The organism is Streptomyces sp. NPDC051172 (genome assembly GCF_040682555.1).
In the GTDB taxonomy this organism is placed as follows: domain Bacteria; phylum Actinomycetota; class Actinomycetes; order Streptomycetales; family Streptomycetaceae; genus Streptomyces.
The window spans coordinates 1-25,075 of the sequence record NZ_JBFBBE010000059.1 but is presented as its reverse complement, the minus strand read 5'-3'; the positions used below and the strand labels follow the sequence as shown (position 1 = coordinate 25,075).

16 protein-coding genes and 1 tRNA gene are annotated in these 25,075 nt (G+C 70.1%); 5 read left to right on the top strand and 12 right to left on the bottom strand.

Going from position 1 to position 25,075, the window contains the following annotated elements:
* Positions 1-7: 7 nt before the first annotated feature.
* Together AB0N07_RS30195 and AB0N07_RS30190 are read left to right on the top strand one after the other, a co-directional pair.
* Positions 8-4,156 carry a HAMP domain-containing protein gene (locus AB0N07_RS30195; RefSeq protein WP_365840400.1) on the top strand — a complete coding sequence of 1,383 codons (4,149 nt, stop codon included), beginning with the start codon at positions 8-10 and terminating at the stop codon, positions 4,154-4,156.
* 12 nt (positions 4,157-4,168) lie between these two features.
* Positions 4,169-4,744, top strand: a complete 576-nt coding sequence (locus AB0N07_RS30190) for a response regulator (protein ID WP_365840398.1) — start codon at positions 4,169-4,171, stop codon at positions 4,742-4,744.
* Between the two features lie 97 nt (positions 4,745-4,841).
* On the opposite strand, the gene AB0N07_RS30185 is transcribed toward AB0N07_RS30190, so the two are convergent.
* Both AB0N07_RS30185 and lepA read right to left on the bottom strand, forming a co-directional pair.
* Positions 4,842-6,716 carry an AMP-dependent synthetase/ligase gene (locus AB0N07_RS30185; protein ID WP_365840396.1) on the bottom strand — a complete coding sequence of 625 codons (1,875 nt, stop codon included), beginning with the start codon at positions 6,714-6,716 and terminating at the stop codon, positions 4,842-4,844.
* A 267-nt stretch (positions 6,717-6,983) separates the two neighbouring features.
* Positions 6,984-8,852: a translation elongation factor 4 gene (lepA, locus tag AB0N07_RS30180; RefSeq protein WP_365840394.1), complete on the bottom strand. Its 1,869-nt coding sequence runs from the start codon at positions 8,850-8,852 to the stop codon at positions 6,984-6,986.
* Positions 8,853-9,097: 245 nt separating this feature from the next.
* Here lepA and rpsT point away from each other — a divergent pair, with 245 nt between their 5' ends.
* The gene (gene rpsT, locus AB0N07_RS30175; RefSeq protein ID WP_194046147.1) at positions 9,098-9,364 is read left to right on the top strand and encodes a 30S ribosomal protein S20; all 267 of its coding nucleotides are present in this window, start codon (positions 9,098-9,100) and stop codon (positions 9,362-9,364) included.
* A gap of 228 nt (positions 9,365-9,592) precedes the next feature.
* On the opposite strand, the gene holA is transcribed toward rpsT, so the two are convergent.
* From holA to leuS, 9 genes are all read right to left on the bottom strand, one after another.
* Complete coding sequence (holA, locus tag AB0N07_RS30170) at positions 9,593-10,582, bottom strand: DNA polymerase III subunit delta (RefSeq protein ID WP_365840392.1); 990 nt, start codon at positions 10,580-10,582, stop codon at positions 9,593-9,595.
* Positions 10,583-10,777: 195 nt separating this feature from the next.
* On the bottom strand, positions 10,778-11,023 hold the full coding sequence (locus tag AB0N07_RS30165; RefSeq protein ID WP_365840390.1) for a hypothetical protein: 246 nt from the start codon (positions 11,021-11,023) through the stop codon (positions 10,778-10,780).
* Positions 11,024-11,062: 39 nt separating this feature from the next.
* Positions 11,063-11,944, bottom strand: coding sequence for a YceI family protein (locus AB0N07_RS30160; RefSeq protein WP_365840459.1), 882 nt, complete (start codon positions 11,942-11,944; stop codon positions 11,063-11,065).
* A 142-nt stretch (positions 11,945-12,086) separates the two neighbouring features.
* On the bottom strand, positions 12,087-12,893 hold the full coding sequence (locus AB0N07_RS30155; protein ID WP_365840388.1) for an arylamine N-acetyltransferase: 807 nt from the start codon (positions 12,891-12,893) through the stop codon (positions 12,087-12,089).
* A 4-nt stretch (positions 12,894-12,897) separates the two neighbouring features.
* On the bottom strand, positions 12,898-15,642 hold the full coding sequence (locus AB0N07_RS30150; RefSeq protein ID WP_365840386.1) for a ComEC/Rec2 family competence protein: 2,745 nt from the start codon (positions 15,640-15,642) through the stop codon (positions 12,898-12,900).
* A complete protein-coding gene (locus AB0N07_RS30145) occupies positions 15,639-16,655 on the bottom strand; it encodes a ComEA family DNA-binding protein (protein ID WP_365840384.1) in 1,017 nt (338 codons plus the stop codon). Before AB0N07_RS30145 ends, AB0N07_RS30150 begins: the two co-directional genes overlap by 4 nt.
* Positions 16,656-16,775: 120 nt before the next feature.
* The gene (locus AB0N07_RS30140) at positions 16,776-17,621 is read right to left on the bottom strand and encodes a DegV family protein (protein WP_365840382.1); all 846 of its coding nucleotides are present in this window, start codon (positions 17,619-17,621) and stop codon (positions 16,776-16,778) included.
* Positions 17,622-17,693: 72 nt separating this feature from the next.
* The gene (locus AB0N07_RS30135; RefSeq protein WP_365840380.1) at positions 17,694-18,428 is read right to left on the bottom strand and encodes a hypothetical protein; all 735 of its coding nucleotides are present in this window, start codon (positions 18,426-18,428) and stop codon (positions 17,694-17,696) included.
* Positions 18,429-18,573: 145 nt separating this feature from the next.
* A complete protein-coding gene (gene leuS / locus AB0N07_RS30130; protein WP_365840378.1) occupies positions 18,574-21,456 on the bottom strand; it encodes a leucine--tRNA ligase in 2,883 nt (960 codons plus the stop codon).
* 420 nt (positions 21,457-21,876) lie between these two features.
* Here leuS and AB0N07_RS30125 point away from each other — a divergent pair, with 420 nt between their 5' ends.
* On the top strand, positions 21,877-23,244 hold the full coding sequence (locus tag AB0N07_RS30125) for a cytochrome b/b6 domain-containing protein (RefSeq protein WP_365840376.1): 1,368 nt from the start codon (positions 21,877-21,879) through the stop codon (positions 23,242-23,244).
* Entirely contained in the window at positions 23,241-24,854 is a 1,614-nt protein-coding gene (locus AB0N07_RS30120; protein ID WP_365840374.1) for an NADH-ubiquinone oxidoreductase-F iron-sulfur binding region domain-containing protein, read from the top strand. Before AB0N07_RS30125 ends, AB0N07_RS30120 begins: the two co-directional genes overlap by 4 nt.
* Before the next feature lie 109 nt (positions 24,855-24,963).
* Here AB0N07_RS30120 and AB0N07_RS30115 read toward each other — a convergent pair.
* Positions 24,964-25,036 (bottom strand) — tRNA-Ala (locus tag AB0N07_RS30115).
* Positions 25,037-25,075: the final 39 nt, after the last annotated feature.

Here is a 25,075-nt window from a genome sequence, read left to right as displayed (position 1 = left end):
GGCCGCCATGAGTGAGAACAGTGCTACGCGTGTGCTCGAAGACGGTCAAAAACCGGAACAACTCCGAGCATCCGAGCTGCGCCCGCTGCTCGCCGCGATGACCGCCGCCCGGGACGGCGACTTCACGAAGGTTCCGGAGACGGGCCACGGGATCGTGGCCGAGCTGACGGCCGTGTTCAACCAGATCATGGACCGCAACACGCACTTCAACGGGGAAGTGCAGCGCGTGAAGCGGGAGTTGGTACGGCACGGACGGCTCGACGAGCGGGTCACGGCGAGCCCCGGGCAGGGCGCCTGGACCTCCCGGGTCAACGATGTGAACCAGCTCCTCGACGCCCTGGTGGCCCCGGCGGCGAACGCCACGCGGGTGCTGGACGCGGTGGCCGGCGGTGACCTGACCCAGCGGGTCGACCTGCACGACGGCAACCGGCAGCTGCGCGGTGATCTGCGGCGGCTGGGCCGGGCCGTGAACAAGATGGTCGACCAGCTCTCCCTGTTCACCGGCGAGGTGACCCGGGTCGCGCGCGAGGTGGGCACCGAGGGGCGGCTCGGCGGGCGGGCCAAGGTGACGGGTCTGTCCGGCAGTTGGCGGGACGTGACCGAGGCCGTCAACACGATGGCCTCCCGGCTGACCGCGCAGGTGCGTGACATCGCCCTGGTGACGACGGCGGTGGCCCGCGGCGACCTGACCCGTACGGTCACGGTTGAGGCGACCGGTGAGCTGCTCGAACTGAAGCTGACCGTGAACACAATGGTCGACCAGCTGTCCGCCTTCGCCGACGAGGTGACCCGTGTGGCCCGGGAGGTCGGCACCGAGGGCCAGCTGGGCGGGCGGGCCCAGGTGCGGGGCGTCAGCGGGGTCTGGAAGGACCTGACCGACAACGTCAACTTCATGGCCTCGAACCTGACTTCGCAGGTCCGCAACATCGCCCAGGTGACGACCGCCGTCGCCAACGGCGACCTGAGCCAGAAGATCACGGTCGACGCGCAGGGCGAGATCCTGGAACTGAAGTCGACCATCAACACCATGGTGGACCAGCTCTCCGCCTTCGCCGACGAGGTCACCCGCGTGGCCCGCGAGGTCGGCACCGAGGGCAACCTCGGCGGCCGTGCCCAGGTGCGGGGCGTCTCCGGCGTCTGGAAGGACCTCACGGACAACGTCAACTTCATGGCGGACAACCTCACTTCGCAGGTCCGCAACATCGCCCTCGTCTCGACCGCGGTGGCCCAGGGCGACCTCGGCAAGAAGATCACCGTCGAGGCGAAGGGCGAGATCCTGGAGCTGAAGTCCACGATCAACACCATGGTGGACCAGCTCTCCGCCTTCGCCGACGAGGTCACCCGCGTGGCCCGCGAGGTCGGCACCGAGGGAAACCTCGGCGGACAGGCGCAGGTGCGGGGTGTGTCGGGCGTCTGGAAGGACCTGACGGACAACGTCAACTTCATGGCCCTGAACCTGACCTCACAGGTCCGCAACATCGCCCAGGTGACGACCGCCGTCGCCAACGGCGACCTCTCCAAGAAGATCACCGTCGACGCCCGCGGCGAGATCCTGGAGCTGAAGGACACCGTCAACACGATGGTGGAGCAGCTGCGCGCCTTCGCCGACGAGGTGACGAGGGTGGCCCGCGAGGTCGGCACCGACGGCCGGCTCGGCGGCCGCGCCCAGGTGCTCGGGGTGTCCGGTGTGTGGCGGGACCTGACCGACAACGTCAACTACATGGCGGACAACCTCACTTCACAGGTGCGGAACATCGCCCAGGTGACGACCGCCGTCGCCAACGGCGACCTCTCCAAGAAGATCGACGTGGACGCCCGCGGCGAGATCCTGGAGCTGAAGACCGCCATCAACACGATGGTCGACACGCTCTCCTCCTTCTCCTCCGAGGTCACCCGCGTGGCCCGCGAGGTCGGATCCGAGGGCCAACTCGGCGGCCAGGCGAGGGTCGAGGGCGTCTACGGCACCTGGAAGCGCCTGACGACGAACGTGAACGAGCTGGCGTCGAACCTGACCACCCAGGTCCGCGCGATCGCCGAGGTCGCCTCCGCCGTGGCCCAGGGCGACATGTCCCGCTCCATCACCGTGGAGACCCAGGGCGAGGTCGCCGAGCTGAAGGACAACATCAACCTGATGGTGGCCAACCTCCGCGAGACCACCCGCGCGAAGGACTGGCTGGAGTCCAACCTGGCCCGCCTGGCCGCGCTGATGCAGGGCCACCGCGACCTGATGGAGGTCGCCGACCTGCTGCTGCGCGAGCTGACCCCGCTGGTGAACGCCCAGTACGGCGCGTTCTTCCTGGCCGACCCGGACGAGGAGAGCGCCGGGCTGCGCACCGCCGTTCCCGCGAAGGGGCTCGCCTTCATCGCCGGGTACGGCTCGGCGCAGGGCGCGACCGTCGAGACCGGCGGCCTCCCGGTGCACGGACTGGTCCGGCAGGCGGCCCGGGAGAAGAAGCGGATCCTCGTCGAGGAGGCCCCGCCGGACTACATCAAGATCAACAGCGGGCTCGGCGAGGCGGCCCCCACCAGCGTCGTCATCATCCCGATCCTCTTCGAGGACAAGCTCCTCGGCGTGATCGAGCTGGCCTCCTTCTCCCGCTTCTCCGACGTCCACCTCGCGTTCTTCGACCAGTTCGTGAACACCATCGCCGTCGCGATCAACACGATCATCGCCAACTCCCGTACGGAGTCCCTGCTCGGCGAGTCCCAGCGCCTGGCCATGCAGCTCCAGGAACGCTCGGACGAACTCCAGAAACAACAGGCGGAGTTGCAGCGCTCGAACGCCGAACTGGAGGAGAAGGCAGCCCTGCTGGCCACGAGCTCCCAGTACAAGTCGGAGTTCCTGGCGAACATGTCGCACGAGCTGCGCACCCCGCTGAACTCCCTGCTGATCCTGGCAAGGCTGCTCTCCGACAACCCCGACGGCCATCTCACCGACCAGGAGGTGCAGTTCGCGACGACGATCCACCGCTCCGGCTCGGACCTCCTCCAGCTGATCAACGACATCCTGGACCTGTCGAAGATCGAGGCCGGCCGCATGGACGTACGCCCGAAGAAGCTCCCGCTCATCAAGCTCCTGGACTACGTCCACGCCACCTTCCGCCCGCTCACCCTCGACCGTGGCCTCGCCTTCGAGGTGGCGGTCGGCGAGGACGTGCCGCGCGAGATGTACTCGGACGAGCAGCGGCTCCAGCAGATCCTGCGCAACCTGCTCTCCAACGCGATCAAGTTCACCGCGTCGGGCCGGGTCGAGCTGCGTGTGACCCGGATCAAGGACCCCGAGCGCCTCCATGTCCGCGACAGCGACGACGTGATCGCCTTCGCGGTCACGGACACCGGCATCGGCATCGCCGCCGAGAAACTCCCGGTGATCTTCGAGGCGTTCCAGCAGGCCGACGGCACCACCAACCGCAAGTACGGCGGCACCGGCCTCGGCCTGTCCATCAGCCGTGAGATCGCGGGCCTGCTCGGCGGCCGTATCGTCGCCACCAGCGAGCCCGGCAAGGGGTCCACCTTCACGCTGTACGTCCCCGTCGTCAGCCCCGGCCACCCGGCGACCGGGCCGGTGACCGAGGAGCATGCCCTGCCGATGCCGGAACAGCTGTCCACCGAGCCGTTCACCGCCACGCACGACGTGGACGACTCCTGGCCGGCCCCCACCAAACTGGAGGCCTGGAAGACGGGCCGGGCCGGCCAGGTACTGCCCGGGCGGCGGGTGTTGATCGTCGACGACGACATTCGCAACGTCTTCGCCCTCACCCATGTCCTCGGCCGCGTAGGCATGCCCGTCCTGTACGCGGAGAACGGCCGCGAGGGCATCGAGACGCTGGAGCGCAACCCGGACGTCGAACTCGTCCTGATGGACATCATGATGCCGGAGATGGACGGCTACGAGACCATCGCCGCCATCCGCCGCACCCCCCGCTGGTCCGGTCTGCCGATCGTCGCCCTGACCGCCAAGGCGATGCCCGGAGACCGCGAGAAGTCCATCGGCCGGGGTGCGAACGACTACGTACCGAAGCCGGTGGACGTCGATCAGCTGCTGACGGTCGTCTGCGCACTGCTGGATCCGGAGGGCCCGGACGAGAACACCGACACCACTGCGCCGCAGCCGGGCACGACCGAGGAAGCGGCGGCAGGGCCGAACACCGAATGAGGCACACTCATCATGAGCGCTGAGGCAACGACCAACGAGCGCGCCAGCATCCTCCTCGTGGACGACATGGAGGACAACCTGATCGCGCTGGAGGCCGTCCTGGGGTCCCTCAACGAGCCGCTGGTACGCGCACGTTCGGGCGAGGAGGCGATGAAGGCACTGCTGCGCCAGCACTTCGCCCTCGTCCTGCTCGACGTCCGCATGCCCGGCATGGACGGATTCGAGACGGCCGCCAACATCAAGCGGCTCGACCAGACCAAGGACGTCCCGATCATCTTCCTGACCGGCGCGGAGGACGACTCCGGCTACGCCTTCCGCGGCTACGCCACAGGCGCCGCGGACTACCTGACCAAGCCCTTCGACCCCTGGGTCCTCCGCGCAAAGGTCACCGTCTTCCTGGACCTGCACAGGAAGAACCAGCAATTGGAGCGGCTGCTGGCACAGGAACAGTCGGACTACGGGGAGGTGGGCACCAGACTGGCCGAACTGGAACGGCAGTTGGACACGGAGGAGCCCCCGGACCTGGCAGCCTTGCGGGTCCAGGTCCGAGAGCTCCGGGAACTAGTAGCCAGGGGCCGCGGCTTCTAGCTTTTAGGGGCGCGGGGCTGTATCGATGTGCGGCTCCGCCGCGCGGGCGCGATCAACCACAACGAACGGTCAGCCGCCAAGCAACCCGCACCACCCCCTACGCTTCGCGCGTACCGGCGTACATCTCATCGATGAGGTGCTTGTACTCCCGCTCGACAACAGGCCGCTTCAGCTTCAGGCTGGGCGTGATCTCACCGTGCTCCACATCAAGATCCCGCGGCAGCAGACGGAACTTCTTGACGGTCTGCCACCGCTGCAACCCCTGGTTGAGCTCCGTGACGTACCCCTCGATGAGCGCGACCGTCGCCGGCGCGGCCACCACCTCGGCGTACGACTTGCCCGCCAAGCCGTTCTCGGACGCCCACTGCAGAATCGACGGCTCGTCCAGCGCGATCAGCGCCGTGCAGAAGTTCCGGTCGGCCCCGTGCACCAGGATGTTGGACACGTACGGGCACACCGCCTTGAACTGCCCCTCGACCTCCGCGGGCGCGATGTACTTGCCGCCGGACGTCTTGATGAGGTCCTTCTTGCGGTCGGTGATGCGCAGATACCCGTCGGGCGACAGCTCACCGATGTCACCGGTGTGGAACCAGCCGTCCGACTCCAGCACCTCGGCGGTCTTCTCGGGCAGCCCGTGGTAGCCCTCCATGATGCCCGGGCTGCGCAGCAGGATCTCCCCGTCGTCCGCGATCCGCACCTCCGTGCCGGGCAGCGGCTTGCCGACCGTGCCGGTGCGGTAGGCCTCGCCGGGGTTCACGAAGGAGGCCGCCGAGGACTCCGTGAGGCCGTAGCCCTCGAGGATGTGGATGCCTGCGCCGGCGAAGAAGTAGCCGATCTCGGGCGCGAGCGCGGCCGACCCGGAGACGCAGGCCCGCAGGTTCCCGCCGAACGCCTCGCGGATCTTGGCGAAGACCAGCGCGTCGGCGACCTTGTGCTTGGCGCCGAGCGAGAACGGGACCGAGGCCGTGCCGGTGCGCCGGAAGTTGTCCTGTGCGACCTTGGCGTACTCGCGGGCGACCTCGGCGGCCCACTGGAAGATCTTGTACTTGGCGCCGCCGCCGGCCTTCGCCTTGGCCGCGACCCCGTTGTAGACCTTCTCGAAGATGCGCGGGACGGCCGCCATGTACGTCGGCTGCACGACCGGAAGATTCTCGATGATCTTGTCGACGCGGCCGTCGACGGCGGTGACGTGCCCGACCTCGATCTGCCCGGAGGTGAGCACCTTGCCGAAGACGTGCGCGAGCGGCAGCCACAGGTACTGCACGTCCTCGCCGCTGATCAGCCCGGTCGCGGCGAGCGCCTTCGCCATGTACGACCAGTTGTCGTGCGGCAGGCGCACACCCTTGGGGCGGCCGGTCGTGCCCGAGGTGTAGATCAGGGTCGCGAGCTGATCGGACGTGATCGCACCGACCCGCTCCTTGATCAGGTCGGGGTCCTTCTCCAGACGGGCGGCGCCTCGGGCCTCCAGCTCGCTGAGGGTGAGGACCCAGTCGCTGGTCTCGACGCCGGCCGGGTCGATCACGACGACATGCGTGAGATCGGGCAGCTCGGCCTTCTTCTCCACCGCCTTGGCGAGCTGGGCCGCGTCCTCCGCGATCAGCACCCGGCTGTCGGAGTCGGAGAGGATGAACGCCGACTCGTCCGCGTTGGTCTGCGGGTAGACCGTGGTGGTGGCCGCTCCGGCGCACAGGATGCCGAGGTCGGCGAGGATCCACTCGACCCGGGTGGAGGCGGCGAGCGCCACGCGCTGCTCGGGCTGCACCCCCAGTTCGATCAGACCGGCCGCGATCGCGTAGACCCGCTCGGCGGCCTGCGCCCAGCTGAGCGCCTTCCAGTCGTCGGGGCCCTCACCGGAGGTGGCGGCTACCGGGTAGCGGTATGCCTCGGCGTCCGGTGTGGCCGCAACGCGCTCCAGGAAGAGGGTCGCCACGCTCGGCGGACGGTTCTCGATCAGTGTCTGTGTGTCGCTCACGACATCCTCCGGGGCCCGCGGCAGCGCGGCTGGCTCAAGTGCGGCGGTATTGACTGCGGCTGTAATCCACTCGCAAGCCGTTGTTTAACTCGCGAGTAACTATCGAGCAGAGATCAGGGTAGAGCCCGACCGGCCGGTTCGTAAGGGGCGGCGGCCTGTCACTTCCTACAGAGAGCGACACTACGCACGCGTAGGGGCTCGCCGCGCTTTCGTACGCCGAGCCCCTGTTGTGTCCGGATTGGTGCCGCAACCCGTTGTTACTCGCGGTTACTTCTTGCCCTTGCCCGACCCCGCGCTGTCATCGCTGGAGAGCACGGCGATGAACGCCTCCTGCGGAACCTCCACGGAACCCACCATCTTCATTCGCTTCTTGCCCTCCTTCTGCTTCTCCAGCAGCTTGCGCTTACGGGAGATGTCGCCGCCGTAGCACTTGGCGAGGACGTCCTTGCGGATGGCGCGGATGGTTTCGCGGGCGATCACCCGGGAGCCGATGGCGGCCTGGATGGGCACCTCGAAGGCCTGCCGCGGGATGAGCTCGCGCAGCTTGGCGACGAGCCGCACACCGTAGGCGTAGGCCGCGTCCTTGTGGGTGATGGCGGAGAAGGCGTCGACCTTGTCGCCGTGCAGCAGGATGTCGACCTTGACCAGGCTGGAGGTCTGCTCGCCGGTGGGCTCGTAGTCCAGCGAGGCGTAGCCGCGGGTCTTCGACTTCAGCTGGTCGAAGAAGTCGAAGACGATCTCGGCGAGGGGCAGCGTGTAGCGGATCTCGACGCGGTCCTCGGACAGGTAGTCCATGCCGAGGAGGGTGCCGCGCCGGGTCTGGCACAGCTCCATGATCGAGCCGATGAACTCGCTCGGGGCGAGGATCGTGGCGCGTACGACAGGCTCGTACACGTCGTTGATCTTGCCCTCGGGGAACTCGCTGGGGTTGGTGACCGTGTGCTCGCTGCCGTCCTCCATGATCACGCGGTAGACCACGTTGGGCGCGGTCGCGATCAGGTCGAGCCCGAACTCGCGCTCCAGCCGCTCACGGATGACGTCGAGGTGCAGGAGTCCGAGGAAGCCGACGCGGAAACCGAAGCCCAGGGCGGCGGAGGTCTCCGGCTCGTACACCAGCGCGGCATCGTTGAGCTGGAGCTTGTCGAGGGCGTCGCGCAGCTCGGGGTAGTCCGAGCCGTCCAGCGGATACAGCCCGGAGAAGACCATGGGCTTGGGGTCCTTGTACCCCCCGAGCGCCTCGGTCGCGCCCTTGTGCAGGCTGGTGATGGTGTCACCGACCTTGGACTGCCGGACGTCCTTCACACCGGTGATGAGGTAGCCGACCTCACCGACGCCCAGGCCGTCCGCACCGAGCATCTCGGGCGAGTTCGTGCCGATCTCCAGCAGCTCGTGCGTGGCACCGGTGGACATCATCCGGATCCGCTCGCGCTTGTTGAGCTGGCCGTCGACGACTCGTACATACGTCACGACACCGCGGTAGGAGTCGTAGACGGAGTCGAAGATCATCGCGCGGGCGGGGGCGTCCGCGACGCCGACCGGCGCCGGGATCTCCTTGACCACCTTGTCGAGCAGCGCGTCGACGCCGAGACCGGTCTTGGCGGAGACCCGCAGCACGTCGTCCGGGTCGCAGCCGACGAGGTTCGCGAGCTCCTCGGCGAACTTCTCGGGCTGCGCGGCCGGCAGGTCGATCTTGTTCAGTACGGGGATGATCGTGAGGTCGTTCTCCATCGCCAGATACAGGTTGGCGAGGGTCTGGGCCTCGATGCCCTGGGCGGCGTCGACGAGGAGGACGGTTCCCTCGCAGGCGGCGAGCGACCGCGAGACCTCGTAGGTGAAGTCGACGTGCCCCGGGGTGTCGATCATGTTGAGGATGTGCGTGTTGCCGGGCTCATGAGTCGGAGCCCAGGGCAGCCGCACCGCCTGGGACTTGATCGTGATGCCACGCTCGCGCTCGATGTCCATCCGGTCGAGGTACTGAGCACGCATCTGCCGCTGCTCGACCACACCGGTCAGCTGGAGCATCCGGTCGGCGAGCGTGGACTTGCCGTGGTCGATGTGCGCGATGATGCAGAAATTGCGGATCAGAGCCGGGTCGGTACGGCTCGGCTCGGGCACATTGTTAGGGGTCGCGGGCACGCAGGGTCCTGTCTCTTGAGGCGCCTTATGCCTCGGGTCGGATCGATACGTAGGCTCCATGGTCCCACGGGTGGCGACCGTAGACCGTTTTGGGCCGTCGGGGCCGCCGCTGGTACTGTGGGTGGCTGTGTCTCATGCCCTCTCAGCGCGAGGCACAACTCCCAAGAAATCACCTGGTACGGGACCCGGTACCTCCTGCGCGGAGTGCTCCTGGCCCTGTGCCTGAACCTGAAAAGGCTCAATCAGTGGCGAACATCAAGTCCCAGATCAAGCGGATCAAGACCAACGAGAAGGCCCGGCTGCGCAACAAGGCCGTCAAGTCCTCCCTGAAGACCGCGATCCGCAAGGCCCGCGAGGCCGCTGCCGCGGGTGACGTCGAGAAGGCCACCGAGTACCAGCGCGCTGCGGCGCGTCAGCTCGACAAGGCCGTCTCGAAGGGCGTCATCCACAAGAACCAGGCCGCCAACAAGAAGTCGGCGCTTGCTTCCAAGGTCGCCTCCATCAAGGGCTGAACCTCTTACTGATCTGACCGGTCCCACGGGACCGAACCGCCGCAAGGACCCAGAGCGGGCCCTCTCTCATCCGCTCCCGACCGGCACCCGAGGATCCGCGCGCGGCCTGCGTTCGCCACGCGGGCGCGGATCCGACAGCTTGAGCCGAAGGCCCCGGCACCCAGCCCTTCCCCAGGGCGGGATGCCGGGGCCTTCGGCATTCTTGGCCGGTACTTCTCGACGGCGGCCTTACGCCCGCCCCCGGGACCGGGCAGCGCGGGCGATCACCACGACTGCCTTCTCCAGCGCGTACTCGGGATCGTCCCCGCCTCCCTTCACTCCCGCATCCGCCTCGGCAACCGCCCGCAGCGCGACCGCGACCCCGTCCGGCGTCCATCCCCGCATCTGCTGTCGCACCCGGTCGATCTTCCAGGGCGGCATCCCCAGCTCGCGCGCCAGATCGGCCGGCCGCCCCCCACGCGCGGACGAGAGCTTCCCGATCGCCCGCACGCCCTGCGCCAGCGCACTGGTGATCATCACGGGCGCCACCCCGGTGGCCAGGGACCATCTGAGCGCCTCCAGTGCCTCGGCCGCCCGCCCCTCCACGGCGCGGTCGGCAACCGTGAAGCTCGACGCCTCGGCCCGCCCCTTGTAGTACCGCCCGACGACGGCCTCGTCGATGGTCCCCTCGACGTCGGCGACCAGCTGGGAGACGGCGGACGCCAGCTCCCGCAGATCGCTTCCGATGGCGTCGACGAGCGCCTGGCAGGCCTCGGGCGTGGCAGATCTCCCGGCCGCCCGGAACTCCCCGCGCACGAAGGCCAGCCGATCCGCCGGCTTGGTCATCTTCGGACAGGCCACCTCCCGCGCCCCGACCTTGCGCGCGGCGTCGAGAAGGCCCTTGCCCTTGGCCCCGCCCGCATGCACCAGCACGAGGGTGATCTCCTCGGCGGGCGCGCCGAGATAGGCCTTCACGTCCTTGATCGTGTCGGCGGAGAGATCCTGGGCATTGCGTACGACCACGACCTTGCGCTCGGCGAAGAGCGAGGGGCTGGTCAGCTCGGCGAGTGTGCCGGGCTGCAGCTGCTCCGGTGACAGGTCACGTACGTCCGTGTCGGCGTCGGTGGCCCTGGCGGCGGCCACCACCTCCTGCACGGCACGGTCGAGCAGGAGGTCCTCCTGGCCCACGGCAAGCGTCACCGGGGCGAGAGGGTCGTCTTCAGCAGTCTTCCTGGCCATCGCGACAAGCATGGCACGGGCCACTGACAACGCGGTCGGTACGACCGCGCCCGACAGGGGCGCGGGGCTGTATGGACATGCGGCTCCGCCGCGATGGGCCCCCACGCTCGAGCGAAGTCGAGAGCGGGGGAGCGACCAGCCACGTCGGCGCGCAGTCGGCACTCGACCGTCGGTCCCCGGCGATCCAGCGGAGCGCTACGGCTCCTCCCGCCACCCGTCCCACGCCCCCACGAACTCGTCCAGCTCCCCGGGGTCCAGCCGTCCGTCCTCATCGCGCAGGACGACCAGCCACTGCGCGTCCTCCGCGTCGTCCTCACCGGCCAGCGCGTCCCGTACGAGCTGCGGTTCCTCGGCCACCCCGAACCGCTCACCGAGCGCCTCGGCCACCGCCTCCGCGGCATCGCGGTCGGGCAGCACCAGCACATGTCTCACATCGCTCACGGCAGCCATTGTCCGGCACCCGCCGAGGGCGCCCGGAGGTCACCCTTTGCGTACGATCTGCACGTCGAGGTCGACCCGGATGCTCGGCCCCACCACTGCGATCCCGCGCGCCAGCATGGTCTGCCAGCTCACCGTGAAGTCGTCCCGGTGCAGTTCCGTGGTGGCCCGGCAGGCCGCCCGCACCTCGCCCTCCATGCCGTTGCCGAGCCCGAGGTACTCGGTGTCGAGCGTGACCGTACGCGTCACACCGTGCAGCGACAGCGCTCCGGTGACCGCCCACCGGCTCCCGCCCTTGTGCACGAACCGCTCGCTGTAGAACTCCAGCGTCGGAAAGCGCACCACGTCCAGGAAGTCACCGGACCGCAGATGGTCGTCCCGCATCCGGACGTTCGTGTCGATGGACGCCGCGTCGATCACCACATGCATCGCCGACTGCTCCACCGGCTCCGTGATCCGGACGGCCCCGGCGAACGAGTTGAACCGGCCGTGGATCCGGGCCAGTCCGATGTGCCGCGCGGTGAACCCGATCGAGGAATGCGTGGGCTCGATCTCCCAGTCGCCCGCCGGCGGAAGCTCCGGCGGCCGCGCGACCTGAAGCGTCACATCACCCAGCGAAGCGAGCGCGTTCTCCCCGACGGTCGCGCTCGCCCGGTAGGGCGTGTATCCCTCAGCGGACACCGCGAGCCGGTACTCCCCGGCGGGCACGGTCGTCACGAACGACCCGTAGGGGTCCGTCTCCCCGCCGACCACCTTGCGCCCCATGGCGTCGCTGACCGCGAACTCCGCGTGCTTCACGGGCTCGTGGACCGGATCCAGCACCCGGCAGCTCAGCACCCCGGCGCTCGGCGGGGTCTGCACCGCCGCCAGGGGACTCGTCCGTTGCACCCTGTTCGTTCGGTTTCCCAGCCAGCGGCCGAACATCCACGCCACCCCTGTGCGCCTCGACATCTTCTGTTGCCGAAGAGACATTCGATCACCGATGTGGCTTTCGAGGCAACACGGAGTGTCTACGCACGAGTAGCAACGACTGGTCCCCTCTGGGCTCATGTGACGCCATGTGACCTCAATCAGTCCCCGCGAGGGGATTTCGCACGGTCGGCACACAGGCGAGTTCGATCCCGAACCGCTCCCGGTACGCCCCGAGCACCTCCTCGTCCGTGCCCAACTCCCGCTCCATCCGCGCCCCGTCGACGCCCGTGACCTTGAACGTGCGCCCGCTGAGCGTGATCCTCCCTCCGTCCTCCGTCACCCTTGAACACACCAGCGACTGCACGAAGTGCGAGGCCGGCGAGGTGCTGTGCCACCACGCCCCGGCCACGAAGTCGCCGAGCTCACGGGGCCGCGCCTCCAGCTGGTACTGCGGCCTGCCGTTCACGACGACATCCAGGTCCGGCCCCGCCTCGACGATCCGGAAGCCGCCGCCGGGATCCTTCTGCTCACCCCTGTCCCCGAATGCCAGCGGGTAGTGGCTGTGCGCCCCGAAGCCCACGTCCGCCAGCCACTCACTCCCGTCCGACGCCCGCACCCGCAGCGCGAGGTGGTCGTACGGGATGCCGAGCCGCCCCTGGTCCCCGTGCACCCGCGCCGCGAGCAGCGTGACCTCGAACCCCATTGCGCCGAGCAAGGCCCCGAACACCCCGTTGAGTTCGTAGCAGAACCCGCCCCGCCGTGCCCCCACCACCTTGTCCAGCAGCCGCTTCTCCTCCAGCACGATCTCCTCGCCGAGGTGGATCGACAGGTTCTCGAAGGGCACTGTCTGCAGGTGGCGCAGGTGCAGCTCGCGCAGCACGTCGGCGGTTGCGCCGGCGGCCGGCTTCGGACGCTCGGCTCCCAGGCGGCGGAGGTAGGCATCGACCTGTGCTGAATTCATGTCCTCAGTCTCGCGCCACCCCCAGCTCCCTGCCTTCCCCCGCGACCGCGAGGGCCCCGTCCCGGTCCGTCCGCAGCACCACCGCGCCCCCGGCCTGCAGCGCCGCGACCGTGCTGGGGGCGGGGTGGCCGTACATGTTGTGCTCCCCGCAGCTGATCAACGCGATCCGAGGCGCCGCCCTGCGCATCAGCTCCGGGTCCTGGTACGCCGAACCGTGATGGGCCACCTTGAGGACGTCCACACGACCGAGCAGCGCGCCCTCCGGCGATCTCAACAGCGCCTGCTGGGACGGGGGTTCGAGATCCCCGAGCAGCAGCAGCCGCAGCCCGCCCGACCTGGCGAGCAGGGCGACACTGGCGTCGTTCGGACCGTCCGGATCCGGTGCCGGGCGGGGCGGGGGCCACAACACCTGCCAGGAGAGCGAGCCGGTCCGGCGCTGCTCCCCGGCCACGGCGTGGGTGAGCGGGATGTGCCGTGCCGCCGCCTCCTTCCGTACGAACCGCGCCTGGTCCGCGGGTTCTTCGAAGCCCGTCGTCTCGATCGCGCCCACCGAACGTCCGCGCAGCACACCGGGCAGCCCGGCCACATGGTCGGCATGGAAGTGGGTGAGGACGACCAGCGGGATCCTGGTGATACCGAGGGTGCGCAGGCAGTGGTCGACGAGTGTGGGATCGGGCCCGGCGTCCACCACCACACCGCTGCCGTCCCCCGCCGCGAGGACCGTCGCGTCGCCCTGCCCCACGTCGCACATGGCGAATCGCCATCCCGGCGGTGGCCATCCCGTGATCACTCTGGTCAGCGGTGGCGGCTGTACGACGACGAGCACGAGCAGCACCCCGCAGGCAGCACACCACCACGGATGTCTCAGGAGCCTTCGGCCGATCAGCAGCATGGTCACCGTGACCAGGGCGAGCAGCCCCGCCCCGCTCCAAGTGCCCGGCCAGTCCACTCCCCCGCCGGGCAGGGCGGCGCCCGTCCGGGCGATGCCCGCGATCCAGACCGTCGGCCAACTCGCGCACCAGGCGAGCACCTTGGCCACCGGCATCAGCACCGGCGCCGTCGCCAGCGCCGCGAAGCCCAGCACGGTAGCGGGTGCCACCGCGATCTCGGCGAGCAGATTGCACGGCACCGCCACCAGGCTCACCCGCGCCGACAGCACGGCGACGACGGGCGCGCACAACGCCTGTGCCGCGGCCGCCGCGGCCAGCCCCTCGGCAAGCCTCGGCGGGACCCGGCGCCGGCGCAGTGCCTCGCTCCAGCGGGGCGCGAGCGTGAGCAGGGCGCTGGTGGCCAGCACCGAGAGCAGGAAGCCGTAACTCCGGGCCAGCCAGGGGTCGTACAGCACGAGGAGCAGGACCGCCGTCGCCAGCGCCGGGACGAGCGATCGGCGGCGTCCGGTGGCCAGGGCCAGCAGGACGACGGCCCCGCAGGCCGCGGCCCGCAGCACACTCGGATCCGGTCTGCACACGATCACGAAGGCGAGCGTGAGGGCGCCTCCGAGCAGCGCGGTCGTCCTGAGCGGGATGCCGAGCCGGGGTGCGAGTCCGCGGCGCTCCACCAGTTGTGCCGTGCCGGGTGGTCCGATGAGCAGGGCGAGGATGATCGTGAGGTTGCTCCCGGACACGGCGAGCGTGTGGGCGAGGTCGGTCTCCTTGAAGGCCTCGTCCAGCTCCGGGGTGATCCGCGAGGTGTCCCCGACGACCAGGCCGGGCAGCAACGCCCTGGCGTCCGCCGGCAGCCCGTCGGTCGCCTCCCGCAGCTCGGCCCGCAACCGCCCCGCGAACCGCTGCACCCCGGACGGTCCTGCCACCACCTCCGGCGCGGTCTTCCCCCGCACTCGCAGCACGGCCGCGACCCGGTCGCCCTCGACCGCCGCGGGCGCCAACCGCGCAACGACCCGCACCCGCGTGGACGGCAACAGTTCGAGCCACGGCGACCGTGGCGGCACCTCTCCTCCGGCACCGCGTGCCCCCGTGTCGACGATGACCAGCACGGGCGCCCGCGTCACCACCGCCGTCCCACCCGCCTCCTCCACCCGCCGCGCCTCCCCCTCGATCAGCACGGAGGCCGGGGCGACATGGTCCCCGCTGACCTTGGGCCTGCTGAGCCGTGGGGCGGAGCCGACCTCGACCTCGGCGGTCACGGTGGCGTACTGCCGCGCCAGCTCCGGCACGGGGCCACGCCGGACGTCGGCACCGTGCAGCCCCGCGGACACGGCGGCCGCGGCGACGCAGAGCAGCACGGCGGCGACGGAGATCCGCGGCCACGCTGCCCGCGCAGGTCGACCGGCCACCCGCGAAGCCCGGCCCGCGGGCACAGGCGCCGGTGCCGACTGCTCGGGCAATGGGCCGCCGCCGTGGCTGCCACGGGCGGGAACGCCGGTGGCCCACGGGGCGCCGGCGGGAGCACCGCCGCCCTTCCGGCCACCGCCGGAGTTTCCACTCCAGTCGCCACCGTCGCCGTAACCGCCGCCCTGACCCTGCCCACCGCGGCTTCCTCCGCCGTCCGCTCCCCGTCGCCGCACGAGCAGCAGCACAGCGGCCGCGAGGAGGCACACCACCGCCGTGCTCATGGCCCACGCCACCGTCGCGTCCAGCATCACCGCAGCCGTCGCCCAGACCGCGAGCGCGGGCGGTACGAGACGCAGGTCCGTCGGCCCTTCCTGCCGGGGATGGGCGGCTCCGAGCCGTCCTGAGGAGGCGGCGTGGACGGCCGCGCGCCCGGCCTGGAGATCGGGAGCGCGCCTCATGGCCGTACGAGATTCCGGAGATCGGCGAAGCGGCGGTCGCCGATGCCGTTCACCTCGCGCAGCTGGTCCACCGAGCGGAAACCGCCGTGCTGGGTGCGGTAGTCGACGATGTGCCGGGCCAGTACGGGCCCGACGCCCGGCAGGGTGTCCAGCTGATCCGCCGTGGCGGTGTTGAGCGGGACCGGAGCGGCGGGCGCGGCGCCCGCCGCCGAACCGGCCGGGACGCCGGCGGCCGCAGCGGGCGCCGGGGCGGCGGGACCGCCGACCACCACCTGCTCCCCGTCCACGAGGAAACGGGCCCGGTTCAAGCCGTCGGTGCTCGTGCCGGGACGCAGCCCACCGGCCGCGCGCAACGCGTCGGCGACGCGTGAACCGGCGGGCAGACGATGGATCCCGGGCTCACGGACCTTGCCGCTGACGTCCACGACGATCTCGGCCCCTGCCGTGCCTGCGGCACTCGGCGCCCCGGGCGAAACCGCCGGCCCTGGCCGCTCGCTCCCCTTGCGTTCGCCGAAGGGAGCCACCGCCCGCACCACCTCGGGCGCCCGCACGGACTGTGTCCGCCCGGCCCAGAAGTGCTGAACGGCGAACACCGCGGCAACGACGAGCAGCACCGAGAGCGCGACCACGCTCCGCCGCTCCAGACCGCACCTCGTCTGCAGCCACAACGGCATCCGCTCCCGCAGCGCAAGCCCCGCCCGCATGCGCCAGGCCTCTGCGGACCGGCGATCGTCCGGGCTCTCGGCGGCCACTCCGCCCACGGGTGGAAGAACGCGCTCGTCGCTCTCCTCGACGGTCGCGAGCGGCGGACCTGCCCCCGACTCCCGCCATTCCCCCGCCCGTTCGGGGAAGAGCACCTCCGCACGCCGTCGGAGTTCCTCCGCCGGCGCATGCCGGTGCCGGACCCGGCTGCGGGTCATGGGGCGACGATGACGGAGCCGACCGTCGGATGCGGGGCTGCGCCCCGGACCACTGCTCGCGGTCGCTGTGCGTGAACGTGATCGAAGTGCCATGCCACGACGATGGGGCACCCCGCCACCCTCGCGATGATCTTGCTCAATTCCCGGGGATTACCCACCGGTTGTGGATAACTTCGTCCCTCACACGGGTGAGAGCGAAGGGGCGGGCAGCCGTCACCGCGGCGAGACCACGACCCCCAGCAGCCCGGGCCCGGTGTGCGCCCCGATCACCGCCCCCACCTCGCTCACATGCAGATCGGCCAGCCCGGGCACCCGCGCCCTGAGCCGGTCCGCGAGGGCCGACGCCCGCTCGGGGGCGGCGAGATGGTGGACGGCGATGTCCACCTGGTCGCTGCCGGCGCGGTCCGCCACGATCTCCTCGAGGCGGGCGATCGCCCTCGACGCCGTACGGACCTTCTCCAGGAGTTCGATACGGCCGCCGTCCAGCTGCAGCAGCGGTTTCACGGCGAGCGCCGAGCCCAGCAGCGCCTGCGCGGCGCCGATCCGGCCACCGCGGCGCAGATAGTCGAGGGTGTCGACGTAGAAGTAGGCGGATGTGCCCGAGGCCCGCTTCTCCGCGGCCGTGACGGCCTCGTCCACCGTGCCGCCCGCCTCCGCCGCCTCGGCTGCGGCGAGCGTGCAGAACCCGAGTGCCATCGCGACCGCCCCGGTGTCCACCACCCGCACCGGCACCGGCGCCTCACGCGCCGCGAGGACAGCCGCGTCGTACGTGCCCGACAATTCGGCGGAGAGGTGGAGGGAGACGATGCCGGTGGCGCCGGACTCGGCGACTTTGCGGTAGGTCTCGGCGAAGAGCTGGGGGCTGGGGCGCGAGGTGGTGACGGGGCGCCGCTTCTGGAGTGCCTGGGCCAGGGAACGCGTCGAGATCTCGGTGCCCTCGTCCAGTGCCTGGTCGCCGAGGACCACGGTCAGGGGCACCGCTGTGATGCCGTGGCGCTCCATCGTCCGCGGCGGCAGGTAGGCCGTTGAATCGGTGACGATCGCGACATGGCGGGACATGAGCTGGAGGTTACCTGCCGTAGCGCCGGGACGGCAGCCCGGCCCCTCTCACCTGGTCTGCCCTTGACCGGATCAAGTAGTGCTCTCGGGGCGGGGTTTCTTCTGCCAGGGGTAGGCGGGGCGCCGTCCCGGCGGGGTGATGGCGGGCCGCGCCGACTCCTCGGCGGTGCGGGACCGGGGCCCGTCGGGCCAGGTCTGCCGGGATGCGTCGGCGTCGGCAGCGGGGGCCTCGGGCCACGGCGGCGGGGCCGACGCCGACTCCGACTTCGTCCAGTGCCGCAGGGCTCCCGCCTCGACGTCTATCTGCGCGCTCAGCGAGTCCAGGTCGTCGTCGGCGAAGCGGCGGGCCCGGTCGCGGGCCGCCCAGCGCAGTGCGTCCGCCGACTGAACGATGCGCTCGGTGCGCTCCCGCAGGGCGGGCAGCCGCTCGGCGAGCGTCGTGCGGTCCGGCTCGGCCTCCAGGTGCTTGAGATCGCCGTCCAGTTCGCGCCCGTGCTCGTTGAGGCGTGCGAAAAGGCCGAGGGACTCCTTGAGGGACTCGTCCTCGGTCGCGCCCGCGTGCAGCGCCTCCTGCGTGGCACGCATGGACGTGCGCAGCCTCAGCCGCAGTTGGGCCAGCTCGCCCGCCGCTCCGGGCTGGACGAAGGACTTGGCCCGCAGGGTGTGGTCCTCGACGGTGCGGCGGGCCTGGGTGATCGTGCGGTCCACGCCGCGCTTGGCGGCGCCGACGGCCTTCACCGTGGCGTAGGCACCGAGTACCAGGAACAGCACGAAGAGCAGGGCGAACACTGCGATCACTGCTTCCACCGCTCCTCCTGAGACCGGTCGCGACACACCCCGCGTCGCTCTTCCACGGTAAACGAGACGGGCAGGTTCGGAGTTCCAGAAGAACCCCGAACCTGCCCGTAGGGGACTACCCCGAGGCGCTCAGGCCCCGGCCGTTCCGCGGTGCCTACGCCGGAACGATGTTGACCAGCTTCGGCGCCCGCACGATCACCTTGCGGATCCCCGCGCCGTCCAGCGCCGCGACGACCTTCTCGTCGGCCAGCGCCACCTTCTCCAGCTCCTCCTCGGAGATGGCCGGGGAGACCTCCAGCCGCGCCTTGACCTTGCCCTTGATCTGCACCACGCAGGTCACGGACTCGTCGACCACGTACGCCGGGTCGGCGACCGGCAGGTCCTGGTGGACCACCGAGTCGGTGTGGCCCAGCTTGCGCCACAGCTCCTCGGCGATGTGCGGGGCCAGCGGGGCCACCAGCAGCACCAGGGCCTCGGCGACCGAGCGCGGCACCGGGCCGCCCGCCTTGGTCAGGTGGTTGTTCAGCTCGGTGATCTTGGCGATGGCGGTGTTGAAGCGCAGGCCCTCCAGGTCCTGGCGCACGCCGTCGATCGCCTTGTGCAGGGCGCGCAGCGTCTCCACGTCGATGTCGGCGTCCTCGACGTCGACGACGGTGACCTCGCCGGTCGTCTCGTCGACGACATTGCGCCACAGCCGCTGCAGCAGCCGGAACTGGCCCACCACCGCGCGCGTGTCCCACGGCCGCGAGACATCCAGCGGGCCCATCGCCATCTCGTACAGGCGCAGCGTGTCGGCACCGTACTCGGCGGCGATCTCGTCCGGAGTGACCGCGTTCTTCAGGGACTTGCCCATCTTGCCCAGCAGCCGGGAGACCTTCTCGCCCTGGTGGTAGTACGCGCCGTCGCGCTCCTCCACCTCGGCGGCCGGCACCGCGATGCCACGGCTGTCCCGGTAGACGTAGGCCTGGATCATGCCCTGGTTGAACAGCTTGTGGAACGGCTCCGCGGAGGAGACGTGCCCCAGGTCGTACAGGACCTTGGACCAGAAGCGCGCGTACAGCAGGTGCAGCACGGCGTGCTCGGCGCCGCCCACGTACAGGTCGACGCCGCCGTGCGGCCGGCCCTCGCGCGGGCCCATCCAGTACTGCTCGATCTCCGGGTCGACCAGCCGCTCGTTGTTGTGCGGGTCCAGGTAGCGCAGCTCGTACCAGCAGGAACCGGCCCAGTTGGGCATGGTGTTGGTCTCGCGGCGGTACCGCTTGGGGCCGTCGCCCAGGTCCAGCGTGACGTTGACCCAGTCGTCGTTGCGGGACAGCGGGGTCTCCGGGGACGTGTTCGCGTCGTCCGGGTCGAAGGTGCGCGGCGAGTAGTCCTCGACCTCCGGCAGCTCCAGCGGCAGCATCGACTCGGGCAGCGAGTGGGCGATGCCGTCCTCGTCGTAGACGATCGGGAAGGGCTCGCCCCAGTAGCGCTGACGGCTGAACAGCCAGTCGCGCAGCCGGAAGTTGACGGTGCCCTCGCCGATGCCCTTGCGCGCCAGCCACTCGGTGATGCGCGCCTTGGCCTCGACGACGCCCAGGCCGTCCAGGGAGACGCCCTCGCCGACGGAGTTGACGATCTTCGCGTCGTAGGAGACGAAGGCCTCGTCCCAGGTGGACGTGTCCGTGCCGCGGCCGTCGGTCGGCTCGACGACGCAGTTGATCGGCAGTTCGAAGGCGCGCGCGAACTCGAAGTCACGGCTGTCGTGCGCCGGTACGGCCATGATCGCGCCCGTGCCGTAGCCCATCAGGACGTAGTCGGCGATGAAGACCGGGACCTGCTCGCCGTTGACCGGGTTGGTCGCGTACGCGCCGATGAAGACGCCGGTCTTGTCCTTGGCCTCGGCCTGCCGCTCCACGTCGGACTTGGAGGCGGCCTGGGCTCGGTAGTCGGCGACGGCCTCGGCGGGGGTGGCGTGACCGCCGGTCCACGCCTCGTGCGTGCCCTCGGGCCAGGCGGCCGGAGTGAACTTCTCGACCAGCGGGTGCTCGGGGGCCAGCACCATGTAGGTCGCGCCGAACAGGGTGTCCGGGCGCGTGGTGAAGACCGTGATGCGCTCGCCGTCGATCGGGAAGTCGACGCGGGCGCCCTCGGAGCGGCCGATCCAGTTGCGCTGCTGCAGCTTGATGGCCTCGGGCCAGTCCAGCGCCTCCAGGTCGTCCAGCAGCCGGTCGGCGTAGGCGGTGATGCGCATGTTCCACTGGCGCAGCTTGGCCTTGAAGACGGGGAAGTTTCCGCGCTCGGAGCGACCGTCGGCGGTCACCTCCTCGTTGGCCAGCACGGTGCCCAGGCCGGGGCACCAGTTCACCGGCGCGTCGGAGGCGTACGCCAGGCGGAACTCGCTCAGGACGTCGGCACGCTCCGTGGCGCTCAGTTCGTGCCACGCGCGCGTGTGTCCCGGTACGGCGCGCTCACCGGTCTCGAACTGGGCGATCAGTTCGGAGATCGGGCGGGCCTTGTCGGCCTCGTCGTCGTACCAGGAGTTGAAGATCTGCAGGAAGATCCACTGGGTCCACTTGTAGTAGTCCGGGTCGATCGTGGCGAACGACCGGCGCCTGTCGTGGCCCAGACCCAGCCGGCGCAGCTGGACCTTCATGTTCTCGATGTTGGCCTCGGTGGACACCCGCGGGTGCGTGCCGGTCTGCACGGCGTACTGCTCGGCGGGCAGGCCGAAGGCGTCGAAGCCCAGGGTGTGCAGGACGTTGTGGCCGGTCATGCGCTGGAAGCGTGCGAAGACGTCGGTGGCGATGTACCCCAGGGGGTGGCCGACGTGCAGGCCCGCACCCGAGGGGTACGGGAACATGTCCATGATGAACTTCTTGGGGCGGGCGACGACCGCGGGGTCGCCGGCCAGGTCACCCTTGGGGTTCGGCGCCGCGTACGTGCCCTCGGCGTCCCAGAAGTCCTGCCAGCGTGCCTCGATCTCGGCCGCGACCGCGGCCGTGTAGCGGTGCGGCGCTGCCACCTCGGCGGCGGCAGCGGGGTTCGTCTCGCTCATGATCCTTAAGCTCCATCGATCGTCTCTGCCAGCAGCGGTGTCGTTCGAGAAACGAAAAATCCCCTCGCACAGGAGGGGACGCCGCGCCGATTCCGACCATCCGATTCGCCCGGTGGTCGGGACTGATCAGCGCGGCCCGCTAAGCAGAAGGCGTACGGCACGCATGCGGTTAGGGTACCGCAGCGCTTGAGCACGACGCGACGCGCTTCCGTATGGCTCCTTGGCACCACTGTCATCACCCGACAAAAGCTGAACCAAGGTCAAAAGTTACTTCGCGTAACACCTACTACCGGGACATCGCAACGAGCGCGTCGTCCTTAGATAACAACGCAATAACTCAAACCTCGTACCGATCGGTATGGAGCCACTTAGAGTTCGGCAGCGGGACCGCCTTCCCGGAACTGCTTCGGAGTTGCCCCCATGAACCCTCGTCGTAGTAACACCTCGCTCCCCAAGCCGGGCCGGTCGGCCTATGGGGTGGCGTCGGCTGTCGTACTGCTGCTCATACCCGTCGTCGTGCTGCTCGGAGGCGGGTGGCTGCAACAGTTCCTGAACTTCGGTGCGGGCGTCCTCTCGCTCGTCTGCCTCACCTGCTCGGTGATCTGGGGGCTGGTGGCCCAGGACCGGCTCATCCTGAACACACGCCAGCGGATCATCGCCCAGGGCATCCACCGGGTGACGGCCGTCGGCTCGATCGCGTTCCTGCTGGTGCACATCACCGTCAAGCTGGCGCTGGACCACACGGTGCTGATCGCCGCGCTGATCCCCTTCAGCCTCGGTGTCAAGGGCAGCGCGGGCCTCATCGGCCTCGGCTCGCTGGCCGGACTGCTCATGATCTTCGTGGGCATCACCGGCGCCCTGCGCAACCAGTTCGCCTCCCCGGCACCGGTCGCGGCGCGCTGGCGCGCCATGCACGCACTGGCCTACCCGGCCTGGTGCTCGGCGCTGGTCCACGGCCTGTTCGCGGGCCGCGCGGCAAAGCCGTTCTTCATGATCTCCTACGAGCTGTGCCTCGTCGCGGTGGCCGCCGCGCTCGCCCTGCGGGCGGCTCCCCGGCCGTTCAAGCGCCGGGTCGCCGACCGGCTGGCCGCCCTCCTGGGCAACGAGCCGGGCTCGGCCCGCGCCGAGGAGCTGGAAGCGAACCGCGCACGGGTCGGCGAGACCTCCTCCGCACTGCCGGGCTACGAGAACGCGCGGGCGCCGAAGCCGTCCCCCGCCGACACGATGACCACGCCCGCGGCGCCCTACTACGACGCCCCCGCCGCCCGCACGATGACCCCGGAGCCTGCCAACGGCTTCGCGGCCGCCTACCGCGCCGTCACTCCCCAGCAGCGCGGCCAGCAGCCCTACGCGGCCGACCAGACCGCCCGCATGAACCTGCCCATGGACATGCAGCCCACGGAGGCGATCCCGCGCATGGACGCCGGCGGCAGCACCTCCGGCAGCTGGCCCGTCCCCACGCCCCCGCCGGTCGGCGAGGCGCCCCCGTCGGCGTACGACCCGATGCAGGACACCGGATACAACATCCCGGCCTATGGCAGTCCGGGCACAGGCGGGGATCCCATGCAGGACACCGGATACAACATCCCGGCCTATGCCAATCCGGGCACCGCCGGGTACGGCGGAAGTGACATGTACGACACCGGTGAGACAAACACCCTCTACGGCACGTACAACCCGAACGACACGTACAACAGCGGTCCCGCCAATGAACCAGCGCCCGGTGCCTCGTTCGACGCACCGGGTTCGGGCGAACCTTGGAACACGCCTTCCGGAGGCTATAGGTGAACGAGGCCCTGCCCGACGTCCCAGAAGTCCGCGTGGTCGGACTTCCGCAGCTCACGTCTGGCTTCGACCTTGTCGAAAGACTCGATCTGCCCATGCACCTCAAGGTGCACGGGCCGCTCGAACCGCTCGGCGGCGAGCAGCTCGCGAAGCTCGCCGAGAACATCAACCTGAAGGGCCGCGGCGGCGCGGGCTTTCCCTTCCACAAGAAGCTGCGCTCGGTCGCCGAAGCGGCGATCAAGCGCGGCGTACGGCCGGTCGTCGTCGTCAACGGAAGCGAGGACGAGCCGGCCTGCCGCAAGGACACGGTGCTGATCAACCGTGCCCCGCACCTCATCCTGGACGGTGCGCTGCTGGTCGCAGAGGCGCTGGGTGCCCGCACGCTCGTGGTGGGGGTCACCCGTGAGTCGACGCAGCGCTCCATGGAAGCCGCGCTCGCCGAACGCGGCCTGAACAACGGCCGCCGGTCGGTTCTACGCGCGCGCGTGCAGCGCAATCCCATCCGCATGGTGACCGGAGCGGCGGCCTCGCTGATCCGCTCCATCGACGGCGGCCCGGCGATCCCGCCCGGCCGCAAGGTCAGCGCCTCCCAGAACGGCGTCGGCGGCGCACCGACCCTCCTGTCGAACGCCGAGACCTTCGCCCAACTGGCGATCGCCGCCCGCATCGGCCCGGAGCGCTACGGCAACACCGGTCTGTACGACGAGCCGGGCACCGTCATGCTGACGGTCTCCGGCGCGGTCGCCCGCCCCATGGTGATCGAGGTCCCCACGGGCGTCCCGCTGCGCTACGTCCTCCAGCTCGCCGGCGCCCCGCCGGTGCCCCAGGGCGTGCTGACGGGCGGCTACCACGGCAAGTGGATCGACGCGGCGACGGTCAACGAGGCGATCGTCTCCCGCAACTCCCTGGACGCGGTGGGCGGTGCCCTGGGCGCCGGCGCGATCCTGCCGATCAGTCAGAAGACCTGCCCGCTGGGCGAGTCGCTGCGCGTGGCGCAGTGGCTGGCCGAGGAGAGCGCGGGCCAGTGCGGCCCCTGCTACCTCGGTCTGCCGGCCGCCGCGCGCGGTATGGCCGACATCCTCAACGGCGGCGGCCCGGCCGCTCTGGAGGCACTCAAGCAGGTCGCCAAGAACGTGAAGCGGCGCGGCGCGTGCTCGCACCCGGACGGCTCCGCGATGTTCCTTGAGTCGACCATCAAGGCGTTCACCGACGACCTGGCCGCGCATGTCCTCGGAAACGGCTGCGGACGGCCGGTGGAGGGCGTTCTGCCGCTCTTCGAGGGCGGTCAGATGCCTACGGGCATCGCGGGCGGCTCAGAGCCCGTGGAGAACGGCCCCAGCCGTCAGAAGATCTACGTCGACTGGACCCTGTGCCGCGGCCACGGCCTGTGCGCGGACATCCTCCCGGAGGTGTTCGAACTCGGCGCCGACGGCTTCCCGACCGTCGCCCAGGCGCAGGTCCCGCGCTACGCGGAGGCCAAGGCCCTGCGCGCGGTGCGCCGTTGCCCGGCGCTGGCCCTGCGCATCGAGGAGGAGACGCCCAGGGACCGGGCGCCCTCCCGCAACCTGCCCGTCCTCTCGCAGGGCCGCGGGCGGCGCGCACTGGGCCGCTGAGCCGACGTCAGGAGGGGGGCCGCCCACCGGGCGGCCCCCCTCTCGCACAACTGCCCCCGAAAACACGAAGATCCCGCCGGATCGAAACGATCCGGCGGGATCTTGATTGTGGAGCTAAGGAGAATTGAACTCCTGACCTCCTGCATGCCATGCAGGCGCTCTACCAACTGAGCTATAGCCCCTTGCTTGGTCCTCCGGGGTTTCCCCCCGGCGGCGACGCC

Bases quoted from the DNA above. Each gene is read 5' to 3' on its own strand.
- AB0N07_RS30190 (WP_365840398.1), top strand. From the start codon at position 4,169: ATGAGCGCTGAGGCAACGACCAACGAGCGCGCCAGCATCCTCCTCGTG.
- AB0N07_RS30125 (WP_365840376.1), top strand. From the start codon at position 21,877: ATGAACCCTCGTCGTAGTAACACCTCGCTCCCCAAGCCGGGCCGGTCG.
- AB0N07_RS30150 (WP_365840386.1), bottom strand. From the start codon at position 15,642: ATGAGGCGCGCTCCCGATCTCCAGGCCGGGCGCGCGGCCGTCCACGCC.
- leuS (WP_365840378.1), bottom strand. From the start codon at position 21,456: ATGAGCGAGACGAACCCCGCTGCCGCCGCCGAGGTGGCAGCGCCGCAC.
- AB0N07_RS30145 (WP_365840384.1), bottom strand. From the start codon at position 16,655: ATGGCACTTCGATCACGTTCACGCACAGCGACCGCGAGCAGTGGTCCG.
- holA (WP_365840392.1), bottom strand. From the start codon at position 10,582: ATGGCCAGGAAGACTGCTGAAGACGACCCTCTCGCCCCGGTGACGCTT.
- AB0N07_RS30160 (WP_365840459.1), bottom strand. From the start codon at position 11,944: ATGTTCGGCCGCTGGCTGGGAAACCGAACGAACAGGGTGCAACGGACG.
- AB0N07_RS30140 (WP_365840382.1), bottom strand. From the start codon at position 17,621: ATGTCCCGCCATGTCGCGATCGTCACCGATTCAACGGCCTACCTGCCG.
- AB0N07_RS30195 (WP_365840400.1), top strand. From the start codon at position 8: ATGAGTGAGAACAGTGCTACGCGTGTGCTCGAAGACGGTCAAAAACCG.
- AB0N07_RS30155 (WP_365840388.1), bottom strand. From the start codon at position 12,893: ATGAATTCAGCACAGGTCGATGCCTACCTCCGCCGCCTGGGAGCCGAG.